At 33.3% G+C, this 24,190-nt stretch carries 20 protein-coding genes; 6 read left to right on the forward strand and 14 right to left on the reverse strand.

What is annotated here, in order from left to right; genetic code table 11:
- Positions 1–10 precede the first annotated feature (10 nt).
- Positions 11–991 carry an L-histidine N(alpha)-methyltransferase gene (gene egtD, locus FW781_RS04800; protein WP_149386371.1) on the reverse strand — a complete coding sequence of 327 codons (981 nt, stop codon included), beginning with the start codon at positions 989–991 and terminating at the stop codon, positions 11–13.
- Between the two features lie 354 nt (positions 992–1,345).
- Between egtD and FW781_RS04805 the strand changes: the two genes are divergently transcribed.
- Together FW781_RS04805 and FW781_RS04815 are read left to right on the forward strand one after the other, a co-directional pair.
- Positions 1,346–3,742 carry a hypothetical protein gene (locus FW781_RS04805; protein ID WP_149386372.1) on the forward strand — a complete coding sequence of 799 codons (2,397 nt, stop codon included), beginning with the start codon at positions 1,346–1,348 and terminating at the stop codon, positions 3,740–3,742.
- 515 nt (positions 3,743–4,257) lie between these two features.
- On the forward strand, positions 4,258–5,316 hold the full coding sequence (locus FW781_RS04815; protein ID WP_149386373.1) for a serine hydrolase domain-containing protein: 1,059 nt from the start codon (positions 4,258–4,260) through the stop codon (positions 5,314–5,316).
- A 68-nt stretch (positions 5,317–5,384) separates the two neighbouring features.
- On the opposite strand, the gene FW781_RS04820 is transcribed toward FW781_RS04815, so the two are convergent.
- On the reverse strand, positions 5,385–6,527 hold the full coding sequence (locus FW781_RS04820) for a serine hydrolase domain-containing protein (RefSeq protein WP_172625665.1): 1,143 nt from the start codon (positions 6,525–6,527) through the stop codon (positions 5,385–5,387).
- 577 nt (positions 6,528–7,104) lie between these two features.
- Positions 7,105–7,236 (reverse strand): hypothetical protein, encoded by a 132-nt coding sequence (locus FW781_RS22725; RefSeq protein WP_262884118.1) that lies wholly within the window; start codon positions 7,234–7,236, stop codon positions 7,105–7,107.
- 51 nt (positions 7,237–7,287) lie between these two features.
- Here FW781_RS22725 and FW781_RS22805 point away from each other — a divergent pair, with 51 nt between their 5' ends.
- Positions 7,288–7,434 (forward strand): HigA family addiction module antitoxin, encoded by a 147-nt coding sequence (locus FW781_RS22805; RefSeq protein ID WP_149387363.1) that lies wholly within the window; start codon positions 7,288–7,290, stop codon positions 7,432–7,434.
- A gap of 268 nt (positions 7,435–7,702) precedes the next feature.
- Here the strand turns inward: FW781_RS22805 and FW781_RS04830 are convergent, their stop codons facing one another.
- From FW781_RS04830 to FW781_RS04865, 8 genes are all read right to left on the reverse strand, one after another.
- The gene (locus FW781_RS04830) at positions 7,703–9,433 is read right to left on the reverse strand and encodes a hypothetical protein (RefSeq protein ID WP_149386375.1); all 1,731 of its coding nucleotides are present in this window, start codon (positions 9,431–9,433) and stop codon (positions 7,703–7,705) included.
- A complete protein-coding gene (locus FW781_RS04835) occupies positions 9,434–10,234 on the reverse strand; it encodes an HNH endonuclease (protein WP_149386376.1) in 801 nt (266 codons plus the stop codon).
- 2 nt (positions 10,235–10,236) lie between these two features.
- Positions 10,237–11,130: an HNH endonuclease family protein gene (locus FW781_RS04840; protein WP_149386377.1), complete on the reverse strand. Its 894-nt coding sequence runs from the start codon at positions 11,128–11,130 to the stop codon at positions 10,237–10,239.
- Positions 11,131–11,136: 6 nt separating this feature from the next.
- Positions 11,137–13,338, reverse strand: a complete 2,202-nt coding sequence (locus FW781_RS04845; protein ID WP_149386378.1) for an AAA family ATPase — start codon at positions 13,336–13,338, stop codon at positions 11,137–11,139.
- Positions 13,335–14,675, reverse strand: a complete 1,341-nt coding sequence (locus tag FW781_RS04850; protein ID WP_149386379.1) for a DNA double-strand break repair nuclease NurA — start codon at positions 14,673–14,675, stop codon at positions 13,335–13,337. Before FW781_RS04850 ends, FW781_RS04845 begins: the two co-directional genes overlap by 4 nt.
- Positions 14,676–14,680: 5 nt before the next feature.
- On the reverse strand, positions 14,681–16,702 hold the full coding sequence (locus FW781_RS04855; protein ID WP_149386380.1) for an ATP-binding protein: 2,022 nt from the start codon (positions 16,700–16,702) through the stop codon (positions 14,681–14,683).
- Positions 16,699–17,700, reverse strand: a complete 1,002-nt coding sequence (locus FW781_RS04860) for a DNA-methyltransferase (protein ID WP_172625666.1) — start codon at positions 17,698–17,700, stop codon at positions 16,699–16,701. The genes FW781_RS04855 and FW781_RS04860 overlap by 4 nt, the downstream gene beginning before the upstream one ends.
- A 352-nt stretch (positions 17,701–18,052) precedes the next feature.
- Entirely contained in the window at positions 18,053–18,463 is a 411-nt protein-coding gene (locus FW781_RS04865; RefSeq protein ID WP_149386381.1) for a hypothetical protein, read from the reverse strand.
- Between the two features lie 91 nt (positions 18,464–18,554).
- Between FW781_RS04865 and FW781_RS04870 the strand changes: the two genes are divergently transcribed.
- Positions 18,555–18,776, forward strand: coding sequence for a hypothetical protein (locus FW781_RS04870; protein ID WP_149386382.1), 222 nt, complete (start codon positions 18,555–18,557; stop codon positions 18,774–18,776).
- Between the two features lie 123 nt (positions 18,777–18,899).
- Here the strand turns inward: FW781_RS04870 and FW781_RS04875 are convergent, their stop codons facing one another.
- Genes FW781_RS04875 through FW781_RS04885 form a run of 3 tightly spaced genes read right to left on the reverse strand, consistent with a single transcriptional unit; the run spans position 18,900 to position 22,042 of the window.
- On the reverse strand, positions 18,900–19,805 hold the full coding sequence (locus FW781_RS04875) for a hypothetical protein (protein ID WP_149386383.1): 906 nt from the start codon (positions 19,803–19,805) through the stop codon (positions 18,900–18,902).
- 1 nt (position 19,806) lies between these two features.
- Positions 19,807–20,814 carry a DUF3696 domain-containing protein gene (locus tag FW781_RS04880; RefSeq protein ID WP_149386384.1) on the reverse strand — a complete coding sequence of 336 codons (1,008 nt, stop codon included), beginning with the start codon at positions 20,812–20,814 and terminating at the stop codon, positions 19,807–19,809.
- The gene (locus FW781_RS04885; RefSeq protein ID WP_149386385.1) at positions 20,807–22,042 is read right to left on the reverse strand and encodes a DUF262 domain-containing protein; all 1,236 of its coding nucleotides are present in this window, start codon (positions 22,040–22,042) and stop codon (positions 20,807–20,809) included. Before FW781_RS04885 ends, FW781_RS04880 begins: the two co-directional genes overlap by 8 nt.
- A gap of 264 nt (positions 22,043–22,306) precedes the next feature.
- On the opposite strand from FW781_RS04885, the gene FW781_RS04890 reads away from it, so the two are divergent.
- Both FW781_RS04890 and FW781_RS04895 read left to right on the forward strand, forming a co-directional pair.
- Positions 22,307–22,987 carry a hypothetical protein gene (locus FW781_RS04890; RefSeq protein ID WP_149386386.1) on the forward strand — a complete coding sequence of 227 codons (681 nt, stop codon included), beginning with the start codon at positions 22,307–22,309 and terminating at the stop codon, positions 22,985–22,987.
- A gap of 702 nt (positions 22,988–23,689) precedes the next feature.
- A complete protein-coding gene (locus FW781_RS04895; RefSeq protein ID WP_149386387.1) occupies positions 23,690–24,178 on the forward strand; it encodes a GNAT family N-acetyltransferase in 489 nt (162 codons plus the stop codon).
- The last annotated feature ends 12 nt before the right edge of the window (positions 24,179–24,190 follow it).

Raw genomic sequence — 24,190 nt, forward strand, 5'->3', positions numbered from 1 at the left:
TCATTTTAAATTACACCATCCAGATAGAATCTACAAACCAGTTTTTAGTATCTTTAATTTCAACAAGGATATGAAACCCTGAATCTCCAGCCAGTTTTTTGATATCCTGTTCCGAAAATTTCTGGGAAATCTCCATATCAATCAGCTCATCTCTTTTAAAGTAAACCAAATGATTTCCTACATGAACTTCCTGATCGCAAAGACTTACCAGAAAACTTCTGCAGGCTCCTGAAATGGGGTCATAGTTTTGATAGTGCTGGAAATTTTCCACCTTAAAATCTGCTTTCAGTTCCCGGTTTATTCTGGTAAGAAGGTTAAGATTGAACGAAGCGGTAATTCCTGCAGGATCGTTGTAAGCGGCTAGAATGGTATTCGGATTTTTCTTGAGGTCAAAACCTACGAGAAACAAATCTCCGGCATTCAGCTTTCTTTTCACTTCATTGCAGAAATGTCTGGCTTCCTCGCTTTCCATGTTTCCGATATTCCCGCCCAAGAAAAGGACTACTTTTTTTCTTTTCGAAATACCGGTGGCTTTATCCAGCATATCAAAATACTCTCCTTCCAGCGGTAAAATTTCCAGTTCAGGTAGTTTTTTCTTCAGGTTTTCCTGCAGAACAGAAAGAATATTTCCCGAAATATCAATAGGCATATACGTAAAATTGGTACCTTTCTCTACTAAATTTTTGAGAAGGTAAGATGATTTCATCGCATCGCCAGCTCCTAATTCTATGAGATCAAAGGATTCATTGATATTGGAAATAGCCTTTGCTAGTTCTTCTGTTTTATTTTGAAATATGTCCAGCTCACAATTGGTAAGATAGTATTCAGGCATGGCCATAATCTGCTGGAAAAGACGGTCGCCCGTTTTGTCGTAAAAATATTTGGAAGATAATTTTTTCGGATGAGCGGACAGACCTTTTAAAATGTCTGCACCGAAATTATCGGTACCGTCATTTTTAAAATGACAATCCTGTTTTAACTGTACATTCATAGTTTATATTTTGTTTTGGCTGTTCATTGAATACAACTATCTTGCCGACACCGGAATTACATCCTGTCATCTATAAGCTTCTCCAATTCATCTAATTAAAGATAGGTTTTATTTGCGGTTTTTATCCTACCACATTTTAGTTTATTGATAAAATACTGAACGATTATAGAAGGCCTGCTCTCATCAAACCGCTTTATCAGCGCCGTTTTTCCCAAAAAATTCTTCAACAAATTTTAGCGTTAAAAACCTGTCTATTAAAATCTGAAAGAAATACACCTGAAATTGGATCAATATCAATTTCCGAAGCTTTTAAATGATTACTTTAGCATAGAATTAAAATGCGCTGAGATTTCTATGAAAAATATATTCTGTGTATTGCTTATCTCAATGGTAACGCCTGTACTGGCTCAAACTAAATTGGAAAAAGCAATTACCAATCTTGAGAATAATTACGAACAGGAGAAAGTCTACTTACTTACCGACAAATCCCAATATGCCGCCGGTGACAAAATCTGGTTCAAAAGCTTTGTATTTGACGGATACAACCGTTCTGCATTATCCACTACTCTATTTGTAGAATTGTATAATTCTGATAAAAAATTAATAGACTGGAAAACAGTACTTCTTACCAATGGTGAAGGCAGCGGAGATTTTCAGCTGAAAGAAGACCTTCCTGAACAGGTTTATTTTGTAAGGGCTTATACGCCTTACATGACTAATTTTAATGAAGATTTTCAGATTGTAAAAACACTTCCGGTTTACAACCCCAATTCCACAGAATCATTAGTGATTGCTAAAAATTCTGATTGGTCTGCAAAAGTATTTCCGGAAGGAGGAACATTCATTAACGGGATGCCTACTAAATTTGCTGTAAGATTATCTGCCAGTTCTTCTTTACCGGAAAACTGGACCGGAAAAATAATCGATGTACAAAATCCAAAAACTCCTGTCACAACATTTAAATCTTTTGATAAAAATGTGGCTTCTTTTACAGTAACTCCTGCATCCGGAAAAAAATACCAGGCCGTCATCCAGGATAATAATGGAAAAAGCCAGACCATAGATCTCCCACAAGCTGCAGACAGCGGTCTGAATGTAGAAGTTCACAGCTCTAAGGAAGGGATTAAATATACTTTAAAAGGCGTTAATCTGAAACAACAGCTGCAGGGTTATAAAATTGTAGGACTTATCAATAACCACCTTGCTTACAGAGCAAATATCAACCATTTAACCAATGAGGCATCAAGTCTTATTCCCACAAAAATCAGCAACGGAGCCAACGGTGTTTTGCAATTGGCAATTTTTGATGAGCAGGACAATCTTGTGGCCCAAAGGCTTTGCTTTATAAAACCTGGTGATTTAAAGATTGAAAAAGCAGAAATTATAGCTCAGAGCTTAAAACAGACCCCAAGATCTTTCAACAGCATTGATCTTTCTCCGGAGTCTTATTTTAAAAATTACACTGTTGTGGTGAGTGAAGATGACGGCACCTCCACTCCGGAAGAAGAAAATATCCTTAGCGGACTTTGGCTGACAGGAGATTTTACTTCAAAAATAGACAGCCCGGCACAATATTTTTCTAAAAATGCCAATAGTGAAGCTTTGGACGCACTGCTTATTTCTGAAAACTGGAAGAGATTCGACTGGAATTCCGTACTCAGCGGAACAGCTCCTGTCATTAAAACCCAATCTCAGCAATATCTTTCTTACAGAGTAAAACCTATTAAAAACAATGCTCTGCTCATCAACTCTGATGTAAATTTAGTATTGCAATTAGGGAAAAATCAACCGGCCTTTAATCAATTTAAAACAGATCAAAACGGGTATGTTTATTTAAATAATCTTAACAATGATGAACCTGTGAATGTTTCATTATTCGTCAATTCTGAAAATAAAGAATCAAGTACTGATAACTTATTCGTCACCGTAGAACCGTTGGTAAATCCTTCAGAATTTAAAGGTAATTTCCCGGGCACAAAATATACCTTGGTAAAAGCTGCTAAAAACAAAACCCTTCCTCCGGCAATTTCCAGAGCTATTAATACTCAAAAAAATTATAAAAAAACAGAGGGTAACGATATCCAGATTCAGGAAGTAGCATTGGTAGGAAAAAAGAAAGACCCAAAGGAAGAATTAGACAAGCAGCTCTCCACCGGAATGTTCAGTTCTGTAAATTCTACTGTATTCGACTTTGTAAATGAAGACCAGCATGCTTCAGGATATACCAATATACTAGACTGGCTGCAGGGAAAAGCTGCCGGCTTAACTTTTCAAAGAAATAATTCAGGGGTAAACGTACCGTACATCCGGGGCCAGCAGGCTAAGCTGTATTTAGATGAGGTACTTACTGACGGCTCGATGATCTCAGCTCTTCCAGTAAGTAATATTGCGATGGTAAAAATTATTAAAGGCTCAGGGTTAATAGGTGATGCCGTAGCCATCTACACGATGAAAGGAAATATGAAGTCCAAAAGTAATGAAAAGGAAGCACCAAAAAACAACTCAGCCATCATCAAAGGATATGACAAACCTTCAGAGTTTCCTATTGAAATGATAGATGATGACGCTCTGGAAAAAATTGAAAATGATACCAGAGAAACCCTTTACTGGAATCCTAATTTATTTGACAGCGATTATGTTCCACCGAGAATTAAATTCTTTAATAATGATAGTGCAAAACAATATAAAGTACTGATCATAAGTTTTGATGAAGATGACCATCTTCTTTATGATCAACAGATTTTGAAATGATAAAAAGAGGCTTTTTCAGCCTCTTTTTAGTTTTGAAGCGGGAAGCTGGAGGAAGGAAGTTATGATAGTTATAGAAGTAGCTGTCTGTATTTTTTAAAGAATGATAACTTTCGTCTTTGTCATTACTACGTGAAGTGGATTCCGTTTTTGCTCCCTTAAAATATGATATTGAAATTATAAAATATTGCGTTACATTATTTCATTCTTTCTTATATTTTACAGATTCCTTTTTTTATCTGTATGTGCTGTCTGTTGCTGGAAATCCTCTATAAAGTAGTTTTCAATTCAAAATCTTCTTTCAATACTGCTTTTAAAAAGCATACAGGAAACACACTTATACAATATCGTAACCTACTACAAAACAACACCTTGTAATTACTCGTACTTGCATCTTACATTACCCGAACGCATTTTTCCAGGCCAATGAGGCCGAATACTTTTATTCGGTCGCGTAGAAGTAAGCACTTCCACATCTTTGTATCGAAATCATTTTTAACCATTAAAATAACGATACAATGAAAACTTCATTCACCTTTTTAGCAGTACTATTATTGATGAGTACTTTTACTTTTGGACAGAACATTTCCAAAAAAATAGATTCAATCATCAAAGACAATTATCAAAAGAATCCGGACGTGGCCATCAGTGTTGGATTTATCAGCAATGATGAAGAATATTATACGTCCTATGGAAAACTTAGCAAAGAAAGTCCTGTTGACGTTAATAAGAATTCCATATTTGAAATTGCTTCTATTACTAAAATTCTGACGTCTAATTTAATTGCCCAGGCCGTTATTGAGAACAGGCTAAAACCAGAGGATTATATTGACAATTATCTGCCTAAAAGTTATATTTTACAGAAAAACCTCAAAAACAAAATAAAAATTTCAGATCTGGCTTCTCATCAGTCCGGCCTGCCGGATATAGATTTTGCCAAACTGATAGAATTAAATCCGCAGCAGCCTGTAAGCAATGTTACAGAAAAAACCCTGACTTCCATTGTCAACAACTGCAGTGAACTTATTGATTATGGCAAATACCGCTATTCTACGATTGGTTATACGCTGTTGGGACAAATACTGGAAAAGGTGTACGGTAAAAGCTATGATAAAGTAATTCGTGAAAAAATAATCACTCCTCTGCAGATGACCAACACCTTGACAAAGGATTTCAATGTAAGAAATATCACAGCAGGTTATAATCCCAATGGCGGTGTTCAGGAATTTTTCAAGTGGAACATTACCGCATCGGCAGGATTGGTAAAATCAAATGCTTCGGATATGCTCAAGTATCTGAAAGCGGTTCTTACCAACGGAAATCCAGTATCTGAGGCCGCACTGCTCACTGAAAAGCTCTACTATAAAGATGAAAAAAGAGAAATGGGACTCGGCCTTACGATTAGTACTGATGATCAGAATACCATTTACCTGAAGTCCGGTGATTCTATGGGCCAATCTTCCATCATCTGCTACAACAGAGCAAAAAAATGGGGTATAATTATCCTTTTAAATCAAAGAAATTCTAAAATGAGACAAAACCTGCTGAATGAGATCTACGAGAAGGTCCTGAAATAAATCTCTTAAGTCATTATACAAAAATCCAGAAAAGTGTTTTCTGGATTTTTTCATGGTAATATTCTGCTTCAGTTTGCTTTTATTCTTTTTGCCCAGCTCTGATAGACAGGATACCAAACCCGATCTCCGTTGGACCCATTACAGAGAATCACAATACTGCTCTTTGTGGGCAAATGCATAAACAGGCCAGCGCTCCAGCCTTCATTCTCTCCGGTATGTCCTACTGTTTCAAACCCCTCATAATACATAAAACGATATCCAAGGCCACTCTTTCCTTCATCGGAAAATGGCAAAACAGATTTTTCCATCAATTGTACGGTTGACGGTTTCAACACTTTGTGCAGTGGGTTGGGCTGATAGTTTAATGACAATTCTGCAAAATGTGCCAGGTCCAACACTGTTGTCTGCAATCCTGCTGCTGCCTGTTCTGTAAATATTCTGTTCTTTATAGGCTTACCCGAAGCATCATAAGCTGTTGCAGAGTTTTTCATCATTTCTTCCGTCCATTCATAGGTAGTGTGATTCAATCCTAAAGGGTTGAAAACATTCTTTTTCATATAATCTGCAAATTTCTCCTTCGTTCTTTCTTCGAGCATCAGCTGTGCCAATGTATAGCCGCCACCTGAATACTCCCATTGTGCTCCCGGCTCACTGATCAAACGCACGCTTTCCCCATTCCTTTTGGTCTTTCCGGAAAGGGATTCTTCCAGACTTAATAATTTTGTTCCTTGTTCAGAACCTCCGTAACCATGTACTGAAAGTCCTGCCGTATGGCTGAGAATACGCCTTAAGGTCACTTTTGATATATCATATTGGGAAGCAGGCAGTTTCCAGCGGGTCAGATAGTCATTTACAGGATCATCCAGGTTTACAAGCCCTTTTTCTGTGAGTTGCATGAATCCCCATGCAGATACCATTTTGGAAACAGAACCCACATTAAAAATAGTTTCTGGGGTTACCGGCTTCCGGTTTTCTTTATCAGCAAATCCTATACATTGTGTCCACACTATTTTTCCATTCTGAATCACAGCTATGGCTACCCCGGGAACATTGTTATTTCTGGCTGCTTCCAAACCGATCCGTTGAATTTCTGTATAGAGCGAATCTCTTTTTACCTTTTCAACCTCAACAACATTCTTTGTTCCGGAACAGGAAAGAAGAAATAAAGTAAAAGAAAAACCAAAGAGGAATTGTATTTTTTTGCCGTTCATTTTCTGTTTGTTTACCATATTGACAACTTCAGGAATAATTACATTTATTTTTACAAAGCCAGTTTTGATGTTTCCTTCACCTTTGTTGCGGTACTAAAAATACAAAGAATATCATCAGTATTATGCTCTGCTTCAGAAGTTTTCTGTTTTTCAGTAAAAAACATCATTGTATGCTGACTAAAACAGCTTCTGTCTTCCAGCCTTTTATTTCTTTAAACGCAAAGAAAATATTCAATCCATTTATTGATAAGGGAGCTAAGAGTGCGACAAAGTCACGGATGAAGCTGTATGGCTATACGTCCGCTTAGAAAAATCAATGAAATTGATTCCACCTCAGCTCCCTTGTAATAGATCATGATAGTAGTAAACCTTTGCGTTAAATTTTGATAGAAGCTTGAAGTAATAAGCACACGCACTGTCATTCTGACGAAGGAAGAATCTCTTTAAGTTCTATAAGATTCTTCACTGCACTTCGTTTCATTCAGAATGACAGCATTGAAATCAGAAGTTTCGCACCAACCATCTATCATTACACCTTAAAATAAACTTCCATCTTCCAACATCCCGCTCCCCGCTTCTACCTCCCTCTCCTTTCCAGCATAAGATGCGCAGCATCCAGCATTTTCAGCAGGTGGATATATGGGTTAACGAGATTTGTTTCCGGAAGTTTATCGTAGGCTCCCATTGAGAAATAAACAATCCCGGACATAAAATAATCAAACTCTTTGATGTTATCAAAAGCTTGTGATAAACTCAGGGTATTACACAACCTGCCTTACTCAATATTATTAATGGTAAAAGCGTAATCACTCCCTGTATGGCAATAAGAATCTCCGAAGTTTTTGGAGGTAATGCAACATTTTGGGTTCGCTTACAAACCGCCTATGATTTAAGAGAAGTATCTTGAATTAGATAAATTTGAATACAAGCATAGGATATTTATAATACAGAAAAATGTTTCATTTACCAGTATTTCTAAGTTTCACCAGTAAAAGATATTCTTTTATTATTTCATAATGGATTACTGGTGAATACGTTTTAAAAATGAGGATGATTCTTATGGAGAAACACTTTTTGACTTTATAGATTTCATTGTATTTTCAAACGAAAAACTAAGATTTGAAATTCCTTAACCTTTTCTCTGTAAGTTAAAAAAAGTAGATTTGGCATGAAATCTATTTTAATAAAAAATTAGAAAAAAGAACATTTAGTCTCAAAAACATTTCATCAAGACTATCATAAATTTGCCAACAAGCATCAGGATAGTTATTAGAAATGGAATTAGGCTCTACTCCTAAATCTGTCAGTGCTTTATGAAGCCTTGCTTTCGAATCATTTGTTTTATGAGCATCTAGCTGTCTAATGCTATTTACAGCTGACAATTCTAATAATGCATTGAAACTTTTATTTTCTAAAACCCTCTCTACAATAATTTCTTTATTAACCAAAGGATGTAATCCACTTTCCTCCGTAACTTTAATATAGGCTATAATAAGTTCAAGCAACTTTATACTTCTGAACTTTTCAGTATCTGAAGCTGGGAAGCCTAACATATCTACAATTCTTCGTAGCGGCTTTTCTTTCAAATTTTCTCCTAGCAAGATATATAGCTTTTTACATCGGGATATAAATTGTTCTTTGGAAAAAGATTGTAAATTTACGTGTTGAGCAATAGCATTGAATTCAGTGAATTCTGACCATCCTGTATATTCAATATGCTCTTCATCTAAACCAATTAAGTCTTTTGCCGAATAATTAAGTTCGAATAAGTGATTAAATAAACCTGTAAATATTTGCCCAAACAAAAAGAACTTCCTGGTCAAACGTTCTGCTTTTTCAGCAATATTCTCTCCTTCAATAATCTCGGATGGGTGAATCGAAAATTTATTCCAGTAATCAATAACTGTATATCTATTACCCTCGTATAGCTTTTTGATGTCAATTTTAATAGCATTTTTTCCAACACGATCACAATGGGTTACTGCCCATTGATTTCTATAGCTGACACTTCCGGACAAGGGATGAACTTCATAATCTTCGTCTGCTTCATATACTGCCAATACTTTATCAGAAACATATACATACTCAAAAGGCATTTCATGTCTTGCCCGCCATTCAGTTACCAACCCGTCAATTCCTTTCCAATGATGCCCTGTTACTGTTTCTTTTTCCTCATTGTCGTCCCTATTTTCTAAAAGAACTTTAAAACCATTTATTTCTAAACGAGCTGTATTTTCTTTATGGTCAACTCTGCTTATCTTTATTTCGAACTGTTTAAATTCTTCAATAAAGTGTTTCTTATTTTTAAGCAGTGTGGAGATTTCTTCGTCTATTGTGATATCTCTTTTTATTGTAAATACCTGTACAGCTTCTTTCTTTCTATACGCTAAATAAATATCGAGATAATCCTTTTTAATTTTCACATAAGCTTCTGAATGAGTTGGAAATTTATATTCAGAAAGAGGTTTGATTTTTACTACATCATATTCAGGTTCTTTCAAATCATCCCATAAAATTTCATTGTCTAACAAACGTGGTGATAATTTAAAAGCACTTAAAAAACCCTGATCAACCATTAATGTTGTGTGATTATCAGAACACCACGAAACAACCAAAGGTTCTGCTTTACTTAATCCTGAAGATTTTGAAAGATATAATGAGAATGAAGGTTTATATTCATAATCTTCTCTATAGTATGCTCCAGACAGATTTATATAAGGATTAACATGTGATGATTTTATTTTACTAATTATACTTGACGAAACTAAAGCGGTATTGATATCAATGGTTTCCTTCAATCCATTCTTATCAATTGTTTTTAGTTCAGCAACGGTAATATGGTCTCCATCTGTTTGAATGTCCAACAGATTTCCAACCAATTTTGATATTATTTGGCTCTTATTCATTTAAAATTTGTCAAAAATTGTATTTCGATGATACTCCAAAGCAATTTGACTAATTTCATATTTTACAGGATTTGAAATTACCTTTCCGAAAATCTCATTCAACCAATTTTGAGTTTGTAAACTCAATTCATCTAATTTTGAAGTAATTATTACCTCATACTTTTCATTAAGTGTAAAATATCCCTTGTCAAATAAACTATCGTATAAAGTAGAAAGGCAAAGACCGTTATGAGGTGATACCCTTGTATCAATTTTAGTTGCCCACGGAATAATATGACTTGCTACTAATAACTCATTTTCCGTTACTCCTGTTAAGCAACATTTATGGTCAAAATTCTCTAGCACTTTTTTTCGGAAAGCGGATTGCTTGATTCTGATTTGTATTTCTCTTTTTGCATTTTCTATCGCATAGTCATTAGTGCCTTCTGTACTTAAAATTAAAGGTTCAATGACTAGCGAAATAGGCACACTATATCTGTGAGCAATATTTAGTTTTACCCCTGTATTACTTAATGAAATATGATGATTGATAATATTCCCAATCCATCGCCTTCTACCTTCACTTTTAGCAAAGGTATTTTCAAGTAAAAGGTGTTTTAATTCTTCAAAAGGAATTATATAAAAATCAGTTTCAATATCTTCATCTCCATAGATAATAATATTGAAATTATCACTTGTCAGCTCTTTATAATGGTTAATTCTTCCCTCTGATAAATCAAGCCAATAATTCGTTTTTGCATCTGCTTTTCTTACATAGTTATTTATGGCAAGTTGATTTCTATTTTCTTTTACCCAGTTCATAATTATATAGTAATACCAAAATTTACTCTTAGAAACTCTCCGACTACTTGTCTTGCCATACCAACATACTCTTCTTTTGGATTTAAAAACTTTTTTAATCCCTCCATCTCTCTTTTTAAGATTCGTTCAAAGTAAAATTTCTTTGTTGTGTCTGGAGATCCAATAATATCATTATAATTTTCTGTAGCCTCTTTCACTCTTTGTATTTGTGCCTGTATCTCAATAAGTTTCTTTTCCCGAGATTGGACAAGATACATTCTTTGTAAAACATAGACGTCTATTGATTTTTTAGCCTTGATACTTTCGTTTCCATCCGCATCTTTTTTAGGACGAATAACGCCTTCATCACCGTATTCTAAATGATCTTCGGGATTATCGATACATGGATTTAGTAGAAGTCTATAAGGTTCTTCATCTGCAATTCCATTAATATTATCATGCTTACGTACATATTTCGTAGCATCTGACAGAGGAAATTGGTTCATTTTCCCCATTGTCTTTTTGGTTCCTATTCCGTACAAGGAATGGGATAGCTTTTGATTACAGTTTCTACAAGACAACAATAAATTATCCCAATCTGCAGCTAACCAATAATAACCGGGTTTCTTATGTGGATTCGCTTCTTCAATTTCTCCTTTAGGGCGAAAATGCTCAACATCTCCAGAGTAAACATGCAGAAATGTACTTTCGCAATAGGCACACTTCTCTTCGAATAAATTTATTAAAGCTTCTTTTACCTCAGAATCGGAATATATTTTAAATTCAAAATTAGTCGTTCCGTCAAAAGTGGGGGAAGTGTAATGTTCAATCGCTCTTTCTGTTTCCGTTTTACCCGCTCTATTTTTTTTATCTAATGCAGATGGTTTTGGCACTTGAGATCTATCAATTTTTATCATAATGATCTATTTTTTATTGTCCAATGTTTTCCATATACTCTCAACCCGCTTCAGAGCCTCTGCTTTTAATTCCTCTTTGATTTTTGGTCCATCTTCTCTTGTTTTGCGAGCTAGTAATTCATCAATCACATAATAGGTAAGCTCTTCACGTTCGGTATTTCCCAAATGTTTAATCCGAGGAATAATATGGCTTAGATCTAAAAGACGATTTTTTTGTTCTTCACTTCTGTCCTCTTCTTCCAAAGCGAGAATTGCATAATATTCGTCAAAAAGCCTTTCTGTTTCAGGATCTATTGTACTCTTTAATCCAAAAAAATCGGAAGTCAATATCTGATCTACTCGTAATTCACTGGGGTCAGGTAACTCTGTTAATGCTATTACTTCATTTTCCTGATTTTTAGTAAGCACAACCGTTTCTCCGGCTCTTAATCCTCTCAGACAAAGTGGTTCATGAGTTGTTACTACGAAACGAATTTTTGGAAAAGCTTTTCTTAATCGCGTTACTACTTCCATTCTCCAACGTGGATGTAAATGAGTCCCTATTTCATCAATAAGTACCATTCCTTCTGCTAAATCAAATGTTACATTTTCTCCTGCTAAAGTAGCCATGATATCAACCGCTAAATAGAAGATTGATCTATAGCCATCACTCAGTTCATCAATTGAAAAAACATCACCGTTCCTTTTTATTACTAGTTGATTTTTTACAATACTTATAGTGTCATCATTTTCCAGAAGCATTAAATCTTTTAGAGATATTGCTACTCGGTCAAAAGCATCTTTATCTTTCTTGAATAATTTAACTAACCAACTATCAGCATCTATGAGGGAAAATGTATAGTCAAATAAATTTTTGGCTTTAGCTCCGTAAAAATCTCCTTTTTCAGGTTGAATTTTTCCTTCTTTTGGTTTTAAGCGTATAGAATTATAAGCTACAATATTAACTATGGGTTGATATAGAGTAGTCTTAATTTCTGTTTTATTAAAAGTTACTTCTATAGGTCGTATTGCACCTACAAGATGTACTCGAATAAATCCACTTCTTGCACCATGCTTTAAAAGGTCTTTACCTTTTAGCTCTAAACTTTTTATATATTCATCTCCTGTCAAGCCAATTACAAAAGCTTTCAATAATGAACTTTTTCCAACGCCATTTTCGCCAAGAAATAATAACCAGGGTTCGTTTTCAATAGGAGAATCAGAATTATGATTAAATTCTAATTCTAAAGAGGAGAAGCACTTAAAGTTTTTCAACTCTATTTTTTCAACATATATATGCTTTATTGAACTTATAGATTGTTCAATATTATGTTTTTCAGTTTCGGTAAAAGTTTCTGATTTAGGAGATGAAAAATTTTGGGTTAGTGTGATTTCTTGATTTTTTGTTTCTTGTCCAGCAATAGTTGAAAAATATTCCTGTATCTCAGGTCTATTTCCCAACCATTTAGAGAGCATAAATCGTTGTATCCCTAAATAAGATTCTCCAGAATGAATGGTATATTTGTATTGCCAAGCATTATATAACTTTTTAATATCGGTTCGATTTGATTCTTCTTTTCTCAATAATTTCAAAAGTAATTCCCATTCTCCATATAGTTCTTTTAAAACTTCTAGTCTTGCATTCACCAACTCAGAACGATCAAGCTTTAGTATTTCTATGGTGGTAGCGCCCTTAGAAGAAATCGCTTCAATTCCTCCTTGCTCATTAAAAATTAAATGTTCTTCAGGCTTGTCTATGCATGGATCTATTAACAGAGCCTTTTCGTGATATATGACTTCTTTGTAAGGTGTGTTTAAGGGTATTCTTTTTCCTTCAACGGGAAACCATGTTGATTTATATTGATTACAGTGAGAACAACTTAAATAAATGTTATTCCAATCATAGGTTAACCACCAATAATGATCTGTTGAGAATTCCTTGTCCAATCCTCTGGCTCCTCCTTTAGGACGGAAATGATCATATTCAGATTGAGCTCTATTGAATGATATAGGTGATTCACAATAAGCACATTTCTCTTTAAATACTTCTCGTAGTGCTTCAAGGAATTTATCTCTTAGTTCTTTTTCAAAGGGTTGTGAGTATTTTTGCTGAGATCTGCTTTCTTTTGATTTTAAATAGAACTCTTCCAGTCTTTTTTTTGCTATTTCGACTTCCTTTGAATAAAAGACTTCTGGCACAGGAATGATATTTCTTTCTACGTAAATCATTTTGTATGTTTTTTAGCAAATTTTTCTAGAATACTTGAACTCGGGTGGCTAGATAGTGAAATGAGCTTATTGGCTAAAGCTACCGGTACAATTGAATTATCATACATATCACATCTTAGCTTTTCTATATTCCAAAGTATTGTATCCAGGTTTTTAAAATCAGTCTTTTGTGGATTCAGTACAATGTTTTCATTTTCGACAGGAAGTGTAATAACATACACTCTTTCATCCCTTGACTTAAAAATAATCTTCGAACTATAATATGAAGTATGTGCATATGGCTCTGGGTTATCAGAAGGTCCTGGTAAAATATAAGTGTAAATGTGTTTATTGTTAAGCAGTAAAGCTTCTCCTGGTTCTAACAGGTTTTTGATTTCATCTGCATGTTCTACAAATGCACCTGATTTTTCTAAACCGGCTAAAAATAAGTTATGATTACTAAATAAGTAATTACATAATTTCCGAACGTGTTTATGCATATTGGCTGTTTGTCCAAAAAATGCCAGAGGTCCATCTTTAATAAAGAAAAATTTATCCAGTAATTTAGGCTGTGTTTCTTTGATATATTTTATTGTGTGTATAATGTTTATCTGTTCGATTAGATTAACAAGGTACCCAAGAATTCCACCTGCTCCGAGTTCATCATCAATCACTTCATGTAATCTGAAACAGTCTGTCAGATATAATATTCCATTACATTCCGGACAGTTAGTCGTGTATTCACTGTTGAAATTTGCACGTAAAATATTTTGATTTTTTTCTTCACAATGCGGACAAGTGGTTAGGTTAAAACTATCCACAGGCTGGTCAAACAAATTAAAAATTAGCCAATGTGTTGTAGAAAGTAAATTATTTTTTTCATCTCCTTTCTTTCTAAAGTATTCATAAATTGTTCGGCGAATGGAATGAGTTAAAGTGATATTGCTATTATATGAAACATTTTTTGTTGGAAGTACTAATTTGCTTCTTTCTAAGTCTTTAAGTGCTGACATTGATTCCCTAGAAATAAATGGCATTTCGGAAATGTTATTTAAATCTTCGGTATTTAGAAAGATCTCTCCAAATTGAAAAAATGTTATCAATGAAGAAGGAAATGTTTTCTTTACCGGAATAGTAGCGTAACCACCGTCCATTGCTATAATATGTTCAATCGGATTCTCATCGGGATATTGAACTTTGATGACAAGAGATTTATCCAATTCTACTTCTTCAGCAGATTTAGGATATTCGCAATTTTCCAAAAATGATCGAACCTCTTCATCATTTATTATAAATGAATGAGATGATTTACTGGCTAATTCATCAGGACGTTTACCTGTTCTGCTACTATATGCCATAACACTTATTTTGAAGAAGTTTGTACTGAAAATTTGTCAATCTGTACGGGTACAATGAAAGGATTAGAATAGGTCTTCATCCTCACAAAACCTTTATCGTTCTTTGCACTGAAACGAATTAACGCATCGGCAAAATCATCAAAGTCATAATATTTTCTTAGTTCCTTTATTTCATCTTCATTGTTTAAATGAGCAATGAACCAGTTTTGGGTATTTTTCAAAATATTAGAACTTATTGAACTTACCTCCTGCGTAGCGTAAATCATGCCCAAATTTAGTTTTGCTCCTTCTTTGGCAATTCTATTATAAACCTGACTTAAATCTTTATCATCTTTTTTAGGAAATAGATTATGGGCTTCTTCGAAGTAAAATTGAATAAAATTATTGGTCTCATTTTTAATGAACCGATTCATAGAATCATTAAAAATACTTCTACATAACATTTCAGAATACATTCCCTGAATATGAGGGTTACCTTGAGATATATCAACAATGATTATCTCTCCTTTTCTAAGAAGTTTAATAATATCTGTTGTAAAGGCTTCGTTACCCGTTGGTGTATGTTGATCTACTATCCCTCTTAATCTTAAATAACCATTACAATCTATGCTCCCTCCAGATTTACGCTTTCTTGATAAAAAAACTAGAATAGCTTTAAGGTCTTCATCTGCCCATTCTTTATCATTTTTGCTTCTATAATTATCAAAAAATGGATTAGTGCTATACTCTTCCCATATCTTTAAAAACCAATTTGTAGCTTGGTCAAAAGATATTCCTTTACTAGGATCTAAACTGCCATCCTCTTTTACTATTTTATTTAATTCTGCATTTCCTGAAAACTTAATGGTCTTCATGTCTGTTGGTAAAGTAAAATTTGCAGCTTTCAAGCAACACAAATACCCTGCTATCTTTCTTTCCCATCTAGTCATGGCACTTTTATCACTAATGTCTTGTGGTTTTTCCAAACTAATAGCAAGAAAGCTTTTTACAAAATCAGTAGAATCATCAGATAAATAACTTTTAATTAATTCGAAACCAGCAATTACTTGTTTATAAAAATTTACTTTCATTACTTCAAACCCTTCTTTTTCTAGTACACTGTACCTCGTTACTTTATCCTTATACATTTCAAAAATAGCAGTACCTTCATCTTGCATGTTTGCATTTGCATATTCCCCGTTTACATCAAAAATTAATTGACCAACAGGGTGCTTAGGAGCCCCATTATTGTCAAATGATTTTAGGTTTTCTTCAATTGTGTCAGTAGATTTGGAAAGTAATGTAAATGTTGCTTTACTTGATATTTCAGTAGTAGCCTCTATTACCTTCTTAACCGTATTTGATTTACCCGTTCTGGTCATTCCAAAAAGAGCAGTTCTTTTTCCAAGGAGATCAGTTGGGTGAATATAAACCTCTGCTTTGTCTTCCTCGTTTTTGCTTTGAAATCTGAGGCTGGAACTATATCGAACATGCCCAATAGAAAATTCATTATCATTACCAGGAATGATGTCTGGAGAATCTCTCTGGTTAACAATATATCCTAAAACATCTTTATTGACTTTATAAACACTATAATGATGAGCAGAATAAAAATTTTCTAAATCTGCACCAAATTCTACATTTTTCCCATTCCTATAAAATGTTCCTAGCACACGACATTCCAACCCTGAAAAACTAAACTCATAACGCGTAAAATCATCTAGTTTAGAACTTTTTCCGGAAGTAGGTAAATTGTCTTTGTAGTATTCTATCATAGAACTTATCATAGCACTATCTGTCGGTAATCTAGCTGGAGCCAAAGCTCTTAGAAGAATTGCTTCTTCAACAGTTTCTTCATTATCATAAAATGCAAGTAAAAAAGTTCCTTGTGCTATTCCTTTTACTCTTTCCTTATCATCATCACATACAAGAATATTAGCTTTATTATAATCAAGTGAAAAAGGATGTCCTACAAAAAGTTCTGGCTGTTTTCCTTGTTTTAAAGTATCTACAGATGCAAGTTGTTTTATTCTATCTGTTGTTTTCATACTTTCATTTTTTTGAGAGGTGATTTTAATGATGGATCACTGAAGCGAACACGAGCCTGCTCTATATAATCTTCCTTAACTTCAAAGGATACCCATTTACGGTTTAGTTTTTCAGCACAATATCCAGTTGTATTGCTTCCTGAAAATGGATCTAGTACCAAATCTCCTTCATCTGTTAGAAACTGAATAAAGAAATTTACTAATCCACCAGACATACGAGCCGGGTGTGGTGTAATTCCTCTCTCTCTACAAGTTTTCAGAAAATAATCATTGGAATTGGTATTAGAGAAACTTAATACACTATGAGGTAATCTCACATCTCTTTTTTCATCTAAAGCCTCCATTTCAAAAAAGTTATGGGAAATACTACCACCATTATCTTTTAAGAATCCGGCTTCGCTGATTTGATGTTCGGATGGTCGTTTACCTGAATTATATGATTGTCGTTTTAGCAGCTGCTCCATACTCTTACTATAAGGACGTAATACTTTGCTATTATCTGCTTTAGGAAAATCGTTTTTAGCTATCCACCAAACGTGTGTATAGCTATCTACAGTTCGAAATCTATTAACCGTTACCCATTGAGCAGGAGAAGGTAGTTTAGAAGGGTTATAGCAAATGAATTCCTGGATTAATCTTAGGTTAGCCTCAGGGTGTTTTACCATTCCCAAAAGACATTCTAAATGGAGTAAGGATTGAACAGGCCTTTCTGGTTCCCACGCATTGCCAATTTCTATAACTAATGAACCATCATCAGCCAAAAGATCAGAAAATATTGGCGCTAATTTTATAAACCAATCCTTATATTCTTCACCTTTTTCATTTCCATATTGCTTTTTATTATTCAGAGGAAATGGGGGAGAAGTAATTATAAGATTTACTTTGCCTTTCAATTTGGCTAATTTTTTATCATTTTTCAATAATTCAAGCGAATTCCCTACTAAAAGTTTACCAAGCTTTGATTTATATTTTTTATTTTGTTCTATTTCATCTGACATAAAAACCTATTTACAATATATATTCTTAAATTTTTAATTCTCTAAGGCATATTACTTCCTTAAAAAACTATCAATAATTAAAACATTTAAGCCTTCAAAATTAAGTATTATAACTTTCACATAATCTAGATCTTTGATAATTGTGCTTAACTATCAAAAATACTTAAGTCTTAAAAAAATTAAATACGGTTTTCCGTAAAATGCAAATTATCGCAAGAAATTTCGTGAAAAATTATATATAAAAACATCCGTATAAATACGGATATTATGAATTATAACATTAAACTTATTTATTGTAATCGTAATCTGATTATCAAAATTAAGACTGGCTATCAAGCTTTTAAATTATTCTTTAAGAGTAACTTATGATTAAAGTTAACTTTCGATAATTGACGCTGTATTCTTTGAAAGCTTTTTTAAAGACCAGCAGAGGATTATGGTATTCTTTCTCCGAAAGCAGGCCGAGAAATAATGGAGAAGGATTTTCTACCGCAGGATCAGCCACCCATTTCTTTCCTTCCAAATGGGTGAGGTAGCCCGCACGGACAAACGACCGTACCGCCTGATGAAACTGAAAGACTACCGACGGATCTTCATAGATCCAGCTGTTTCGCTTTACGGCGTAACTCATAATGCTGTTTAACTTCTCTTTGGAAACTGCCAGATCATTGAACCGGAAAAAGTTCTCCATCAGCTGTAACCCGGAACGCTTCTTACCTCCTTTCCATAGCTGAGGTTCAAAATATGTACTTGCCTTTTTCATGTTTGTATTTTTTTATAAATGTAGTAAAAAATCACAAACATTCGGACTTGAGTCCGAGATTTTTATAAGAATAAGTAATTTATTTGTTTCTATGACAGAAGCAAATAGAAAAATTGTTGAATTTATAAGGGATGAATGGGTTATCCCTTTGAACAATAACAGCAAATTTGCAGTAGATCATAATATTGATGAAAAGACTGTCCGAAGAATAAAAGACGATGAAAATTATCAAATTGCTCTTCTTACAATCATGCGAATTTGCCATGCTAAGAACTTAACGCTTGCCAGCTTCTTTAAGACGGTTGGAATATAGATTACGAAAACAATATAATAAATCCTGACGAGAGTTGGGATTTTTTTATGTTGAAGTTTAAAATTTCTATGAAACTATTACCAGTAAAATTTCTTATACAAAGAATAAAAATATTTGTATAATTTATTTGCCCAACTTTATTAACTCTTTAATAGATGATCTAGCAGTATTTATATCTCTTGCTTGTGATTTTTTTGGTGGTTTTTTTCTTATAGAAGCTAAATAAACTTTCTTTCCTGCTTCGTAAAAATATAATCTTAAAGCAACAGGATCAAAAACTCTAAGCTCAAAGATCTTAATTTTGTCCTCACTATCTGGTGTAACGTCTTTAATTAAATCTTTATCCGCAGAAAAAGCCGTTGGTAACCCTCTACTCTTAGCAATATTTAATTTATCAAATACTACCTTCTGACAATCACCACTTAATAATTCATAATCATCTTGAAAAGCTTGAAAAAAAATAGGTTCCTCAAATAAAGTTAATAATTTATCAAAACCTTTTTTACTATTGCTGATTTTTTTATTAATGCTAGTAATATTGTATTCTGTGTTACCAACGAAACCATACAGATTATCAATATAATCTTTTTCCACTTTATTTTCATGAATACATATTTGATCTTTTTTCAAATCTTCATGTAAGGCAAGTGAAAACAATGAACCATCGTAAATGTGATTAATTTTTGCTGATGTTCCATCATAAAAATTACTATTTACTTTAATTTCATAATTATTACTTAATACTAAACCTAGATCAAGATCAGGATAAAAATTTTCAATTGGAAATTTTGTAAAATTTCTAAGAGCATAATTTTTATGCTCTCTTTCAAGACTTAAAATGAGATCAAATAAATTTCCACATTTACTAGTTTTAATTTTTATCGGCTCTATGTCTGTAACAATACCTTTAATATAGTCAGGAAACTTGGCCTCCAATTGTTGATATTCTTTGATAGATTCTGTAAAAGATTGTCTTAATTGATCTTCAGAAAATATTTGCTCAAAACAGTAATTAAATGAATAAAACATATTAAAATAATTTTGATGCGTTAATTTCAAATTGATCAAACAATCCTGTAGGCCAATTGTCTAATTTACCATCTTTATCTAAATTTGGTGAGGATATTTTTGTATTGTTAAATTCATTTAGTTCCAACCAGTGAAGTCTAACCTTATCATAAAAATCTGGAAATTCCTTACTACATATTCTAATATTATCAAAAATATGATCACTATGTGTTTCAATTATAATTTGATTATCAAGGTTTGCACACAATGAAATTAGTCTAGCTAATTCAGCCTGTCCTCTAGGATGCAAATGAGCTTCAGGATTTTCAATTATTATCAAACAATTTTTAAGCAAAGAGCCTATTAATAAAGTAGCTATAACACTTAAAGAATAACTTAATCCAAATCCAACATTTGTAGACCTATGATTATTAAATAGTGTATAAGAACTATCACTTCTATTATCTAATTTATAATCAAATTTCACATTTGGAGATATAATACTTAGCCAAGCTTTAATGTTAAATAGCAATGTATTTCCTTCGGCATTTGAATGTCTTAAAGATTCATTAAGAATATAGTCTGCATAAAAGTCTATAAATTGAATTAGATTTTCTCCATTCTTACCAACTTTATTTTTTATCGATGAATTATTGTAAATTGGAATTATGCTTGTTGGCCCGAATCTATTTGCTGAAATGTACAGTATTTGTGGAAAATCAATTATTTTTTCACCAATCAACTTGTAGTTATCATTATCATCGATTTCAATTATATTTCGCGTGTTACTATCTTCTATTGTAAAAGAGATTGAGCCTTGTTGATTAGGATTTTTTAATTCCTTTACATTACCATGATTTTCAAGTAAAATATTGTTTTTCTCATAATATGCTTTCTCTAACATTAATAATGATTGAATTATTGAACTTTTCCCTGAACTATTTAAACCTGTTAATAGTGTTAGATTTCCAAATTCAATATAATTTTCTAAAAAGGATTTGAATCCCGATAAAACAATACTTTTAATCATTTATAAATTTTAAGAGTAAGTTATTTAATCTATCATATCTGCTCTTAACACTAATGTACTTTTGGCTATCACGAGATATAACAAATATAAAATTATAATCATTTAGCAATTCACTATATTCATTCATAAATTGTTTTTTATTCTTCTTCAAAAGATCAAATTGCTTTTGATTAATATTTGATAATAAAGTACACCATACTTCAAATAATCCTTTATTTATTGGTGTTCTTCTTTTACCAGGATAGCTTTTCCTAAAAGCATGCTCTCCAAAAAGATCTTTAGCTCTTCTCATAGAAATCTTAAATTTTTGTTCAATCAAATCTAAATTAGTTTCAATTAACTCTTCATTATTTATAGAGAGCTTAAATTTTACATCTTGATTAGTTAATTCATTTTTATTGAAAACATTAATAATTCTCATTGAATCACTTAGAAACGTATCCATATCATTATTTTTAGGATAAGAGTTTAAATCTCGTATTGTAAAAGCCAGAGCTCTTAAAATCAACTCCCTGTCCATCATTCTTGAAGATTTAACAGAATTATCTGTAGCACTCAAAAATTCTTTAGAATGGGAAAGGGTTTGTAAAAATATTGTAGATGGGCCAGTATATAAAGCATGCCTAATTTCTTGTTGAGTCAGTGGCTCACCACCAGTATTAATTCTTTTAAAAATATTCCTTTTAACATCCTCAGGTGTTCCCGGATTAATAACAGTAAACGTAAACTCAGTTTCTAATATCCTATTATATATATGAATAGGTAAATCATTAAAAATCTTATCATTAAAATTTTTCCCCCAAAATTCCAGGTTTGATAACTTAAATCCTTGTCCTTTTAAATTTGCTTTGTTGTTTTCTAGATAATTCTTACCTAGTATAAAATCTCGAATAGTACTTAATCTTTGTAAGCCATCTACGACATAAAAAATATTATTCTCATCAGCAGATACATAAAACATTGGCAATGGAATTTTTAATATCAAAGATTCTATGAGTCTTGATTTTTTATCATCAGTCCAAACCTCATTTCGTTGAAAGTCAGGATTAAGAATTATAGTTTTTTGTTCCAATCTTCTTAAGCAAGCTTCCATAGTAATTGTTTTAGTATCAATTGAAATCTTTTCAGGATCAAAAGGCTGAATTTCCTCTATCTCATCATTTTCGACACCGTTAATAATCTCTAACAATTCTTTTTCATTCACATTATCATCTAAATTATTAATCATATTTTTTTACTATATTTTCACTTACTGTAAAAATATGAATTTATATCCATATAATTTTTGAAAAAAAATATAAAAATCATGATATGAGTTTATTGACTTTTCTCTATTCACCATTTTGGTTTTAAGGACATTACGTTTATACATTATAATTCTATTCTTTAATATATTTTTCTTCACAAAAACCTGTTCCATTTTCCAATATTGAAGAGAGTTACCTATATTTGAGACTTATCTGAAATTGTAGAACTCTCAAACACTTACCATATGAAAACAAAATTTAGCTATCTGTTTATTCTGTTGTATGCTCTTGTAAGTGGTCAGGAAAAATCTATCATTAATGATCTGAAGTTTTCTAACTATTTCGGGCATCCCAAAACCATCACAGAGATCATCACTTATTCACCGGAGAACACCTATAAAAACATTTCCTATTATGACAAAGAGGGTTTTCTGACAAAAATAGAATATTACAATGCTATCGGAAGCGGACCTTCTCAGGAAAGGTCTATCAATAAAATCATTACCTACCATTCTAAGGACAAAGCCAAACGCTATTTTGAAGCCTTTAATCCTGGCAATAAGAAGATAGAAACTACAGGCTATTTTGAAAAAGTTTCGGATTCTCTGTACAAAAGAGTTTCAAATGATTCTGCTCACAATCTATCCCTCAGCAAGTTGTTTTATTTTGACAAAAATAACCGTCTTATAAAAACAGAAGAAACCGGAAATTTCTTTGAAACCCCAGTTAACAGCACTATTTTCTACACGTACATCAATGAAATGAGAAGTGAAACACTTCTCGAAGATGCCATTAAGCAAAAAAAATCTAAGCTCATTTATAAAAATGTAAAACTCGATCCGCAAGCCAACTCCATTTATGAAGAATTAGTAAATGATCAGGGAGCAATACAACAAAAAACAGAAAGAGTATTTGAATATTATTAACCAGACTGGTTCAGCGCTTTCATAAAACTCCTACCCCCCCTTAAAAATTAATTGGCAACACTTACTCAAGTGTCCGGAACCACTTACAGAAATAGCTTCAGCTGGTTCTCTAGCCATTACAGGTTCTTCCAAACAGCCTCTATGCCCTTGAGAAACTGTCTGCAGACACTTAGATAAATATGTATCAACACTCATAAAAATGTGTCTTAGAACATATAAACCACCTTCCGACAGTTATCAAAGTGGCTATAGCCACTTATCATACCCCCTCGAGGGACTTCCGAACAGCCTCTACCCACTTGATCAAGTGGCTCTACCCTGTTAAGTAAGGGTATCTACCCCCTTGGGTAAGGGGGTATAGGGGGTTCTATAAGGGAGTGAAGGGGGTTACATAAGGGGCTCGAGACCCTTATCAAAGAGGGTCCAGACCCTTTTCCTAGTGGTTCGAGGGACTTCTGAAGGGGGTAAGGATTATAAAACCACAAACATCTGTGAAAATCTGTGAGATCTGTGGTAAAATAAAACCACAAAAGTCACAAAAGCTTTAAACACTTAAGTAAGCTTCAGAGAATATTCTTGCGTAGAATAAGTACACCTAAGATTTTAAAAGTCTCTGGCTTTTCTCAGATTTAAAGATTAGATTACTATATAGAAAGCTCAAATAAATTCTATATTTGAAGATCAACCAACACACCATTCCAAATGAAAAACAGTACCTATGAGATACAGCTCAGACCAACTGTAGTGGCTGATCTGGATGTTCTTTTTGAATTTCAGCTTGATCATGAAGCCAGACATCTCGCAGCCTTTACTTCAAAAGATTCCACCGATAAAAAAGCTTATCTGGCCAAATACACCAGATTGCTGGCTGATCCTGCCATCAACAACCAAACGATTATCGCCGATAATGAAATCGCCGGAAGTATTGCGAAGTTTATCATGGAAGGTGATGCAGAAATCACTTATTGGATTGATAAGCCTTTCTGGGGAAAAGGGGTTGCCACCACAGCGCTGAAAGATTTTCTTACCCTTGAAACCACAAGACCTATTTTCGGACGGGTAGCCTTTGACAATCTGGGTTCACAGAAAGTACTGGAAAACTGTGGTTTTGTAAAAACCGGTACAGATAAAGGCTTTGCCAATGAGAGACAAACCGAGATCGAGGAATTTATTTACAGACTTGACCATTAATGCAGCTCATAT

The organism is Chryseobacterium panacisoli (assembly GCF_008274625.1).
Lineage (GTDB): Bacteria > Bacteroidota > Bacteroidia > Flavobacteriales > Weeksellaceae > Chryseobacterium > Chryseobacterium panacisoli.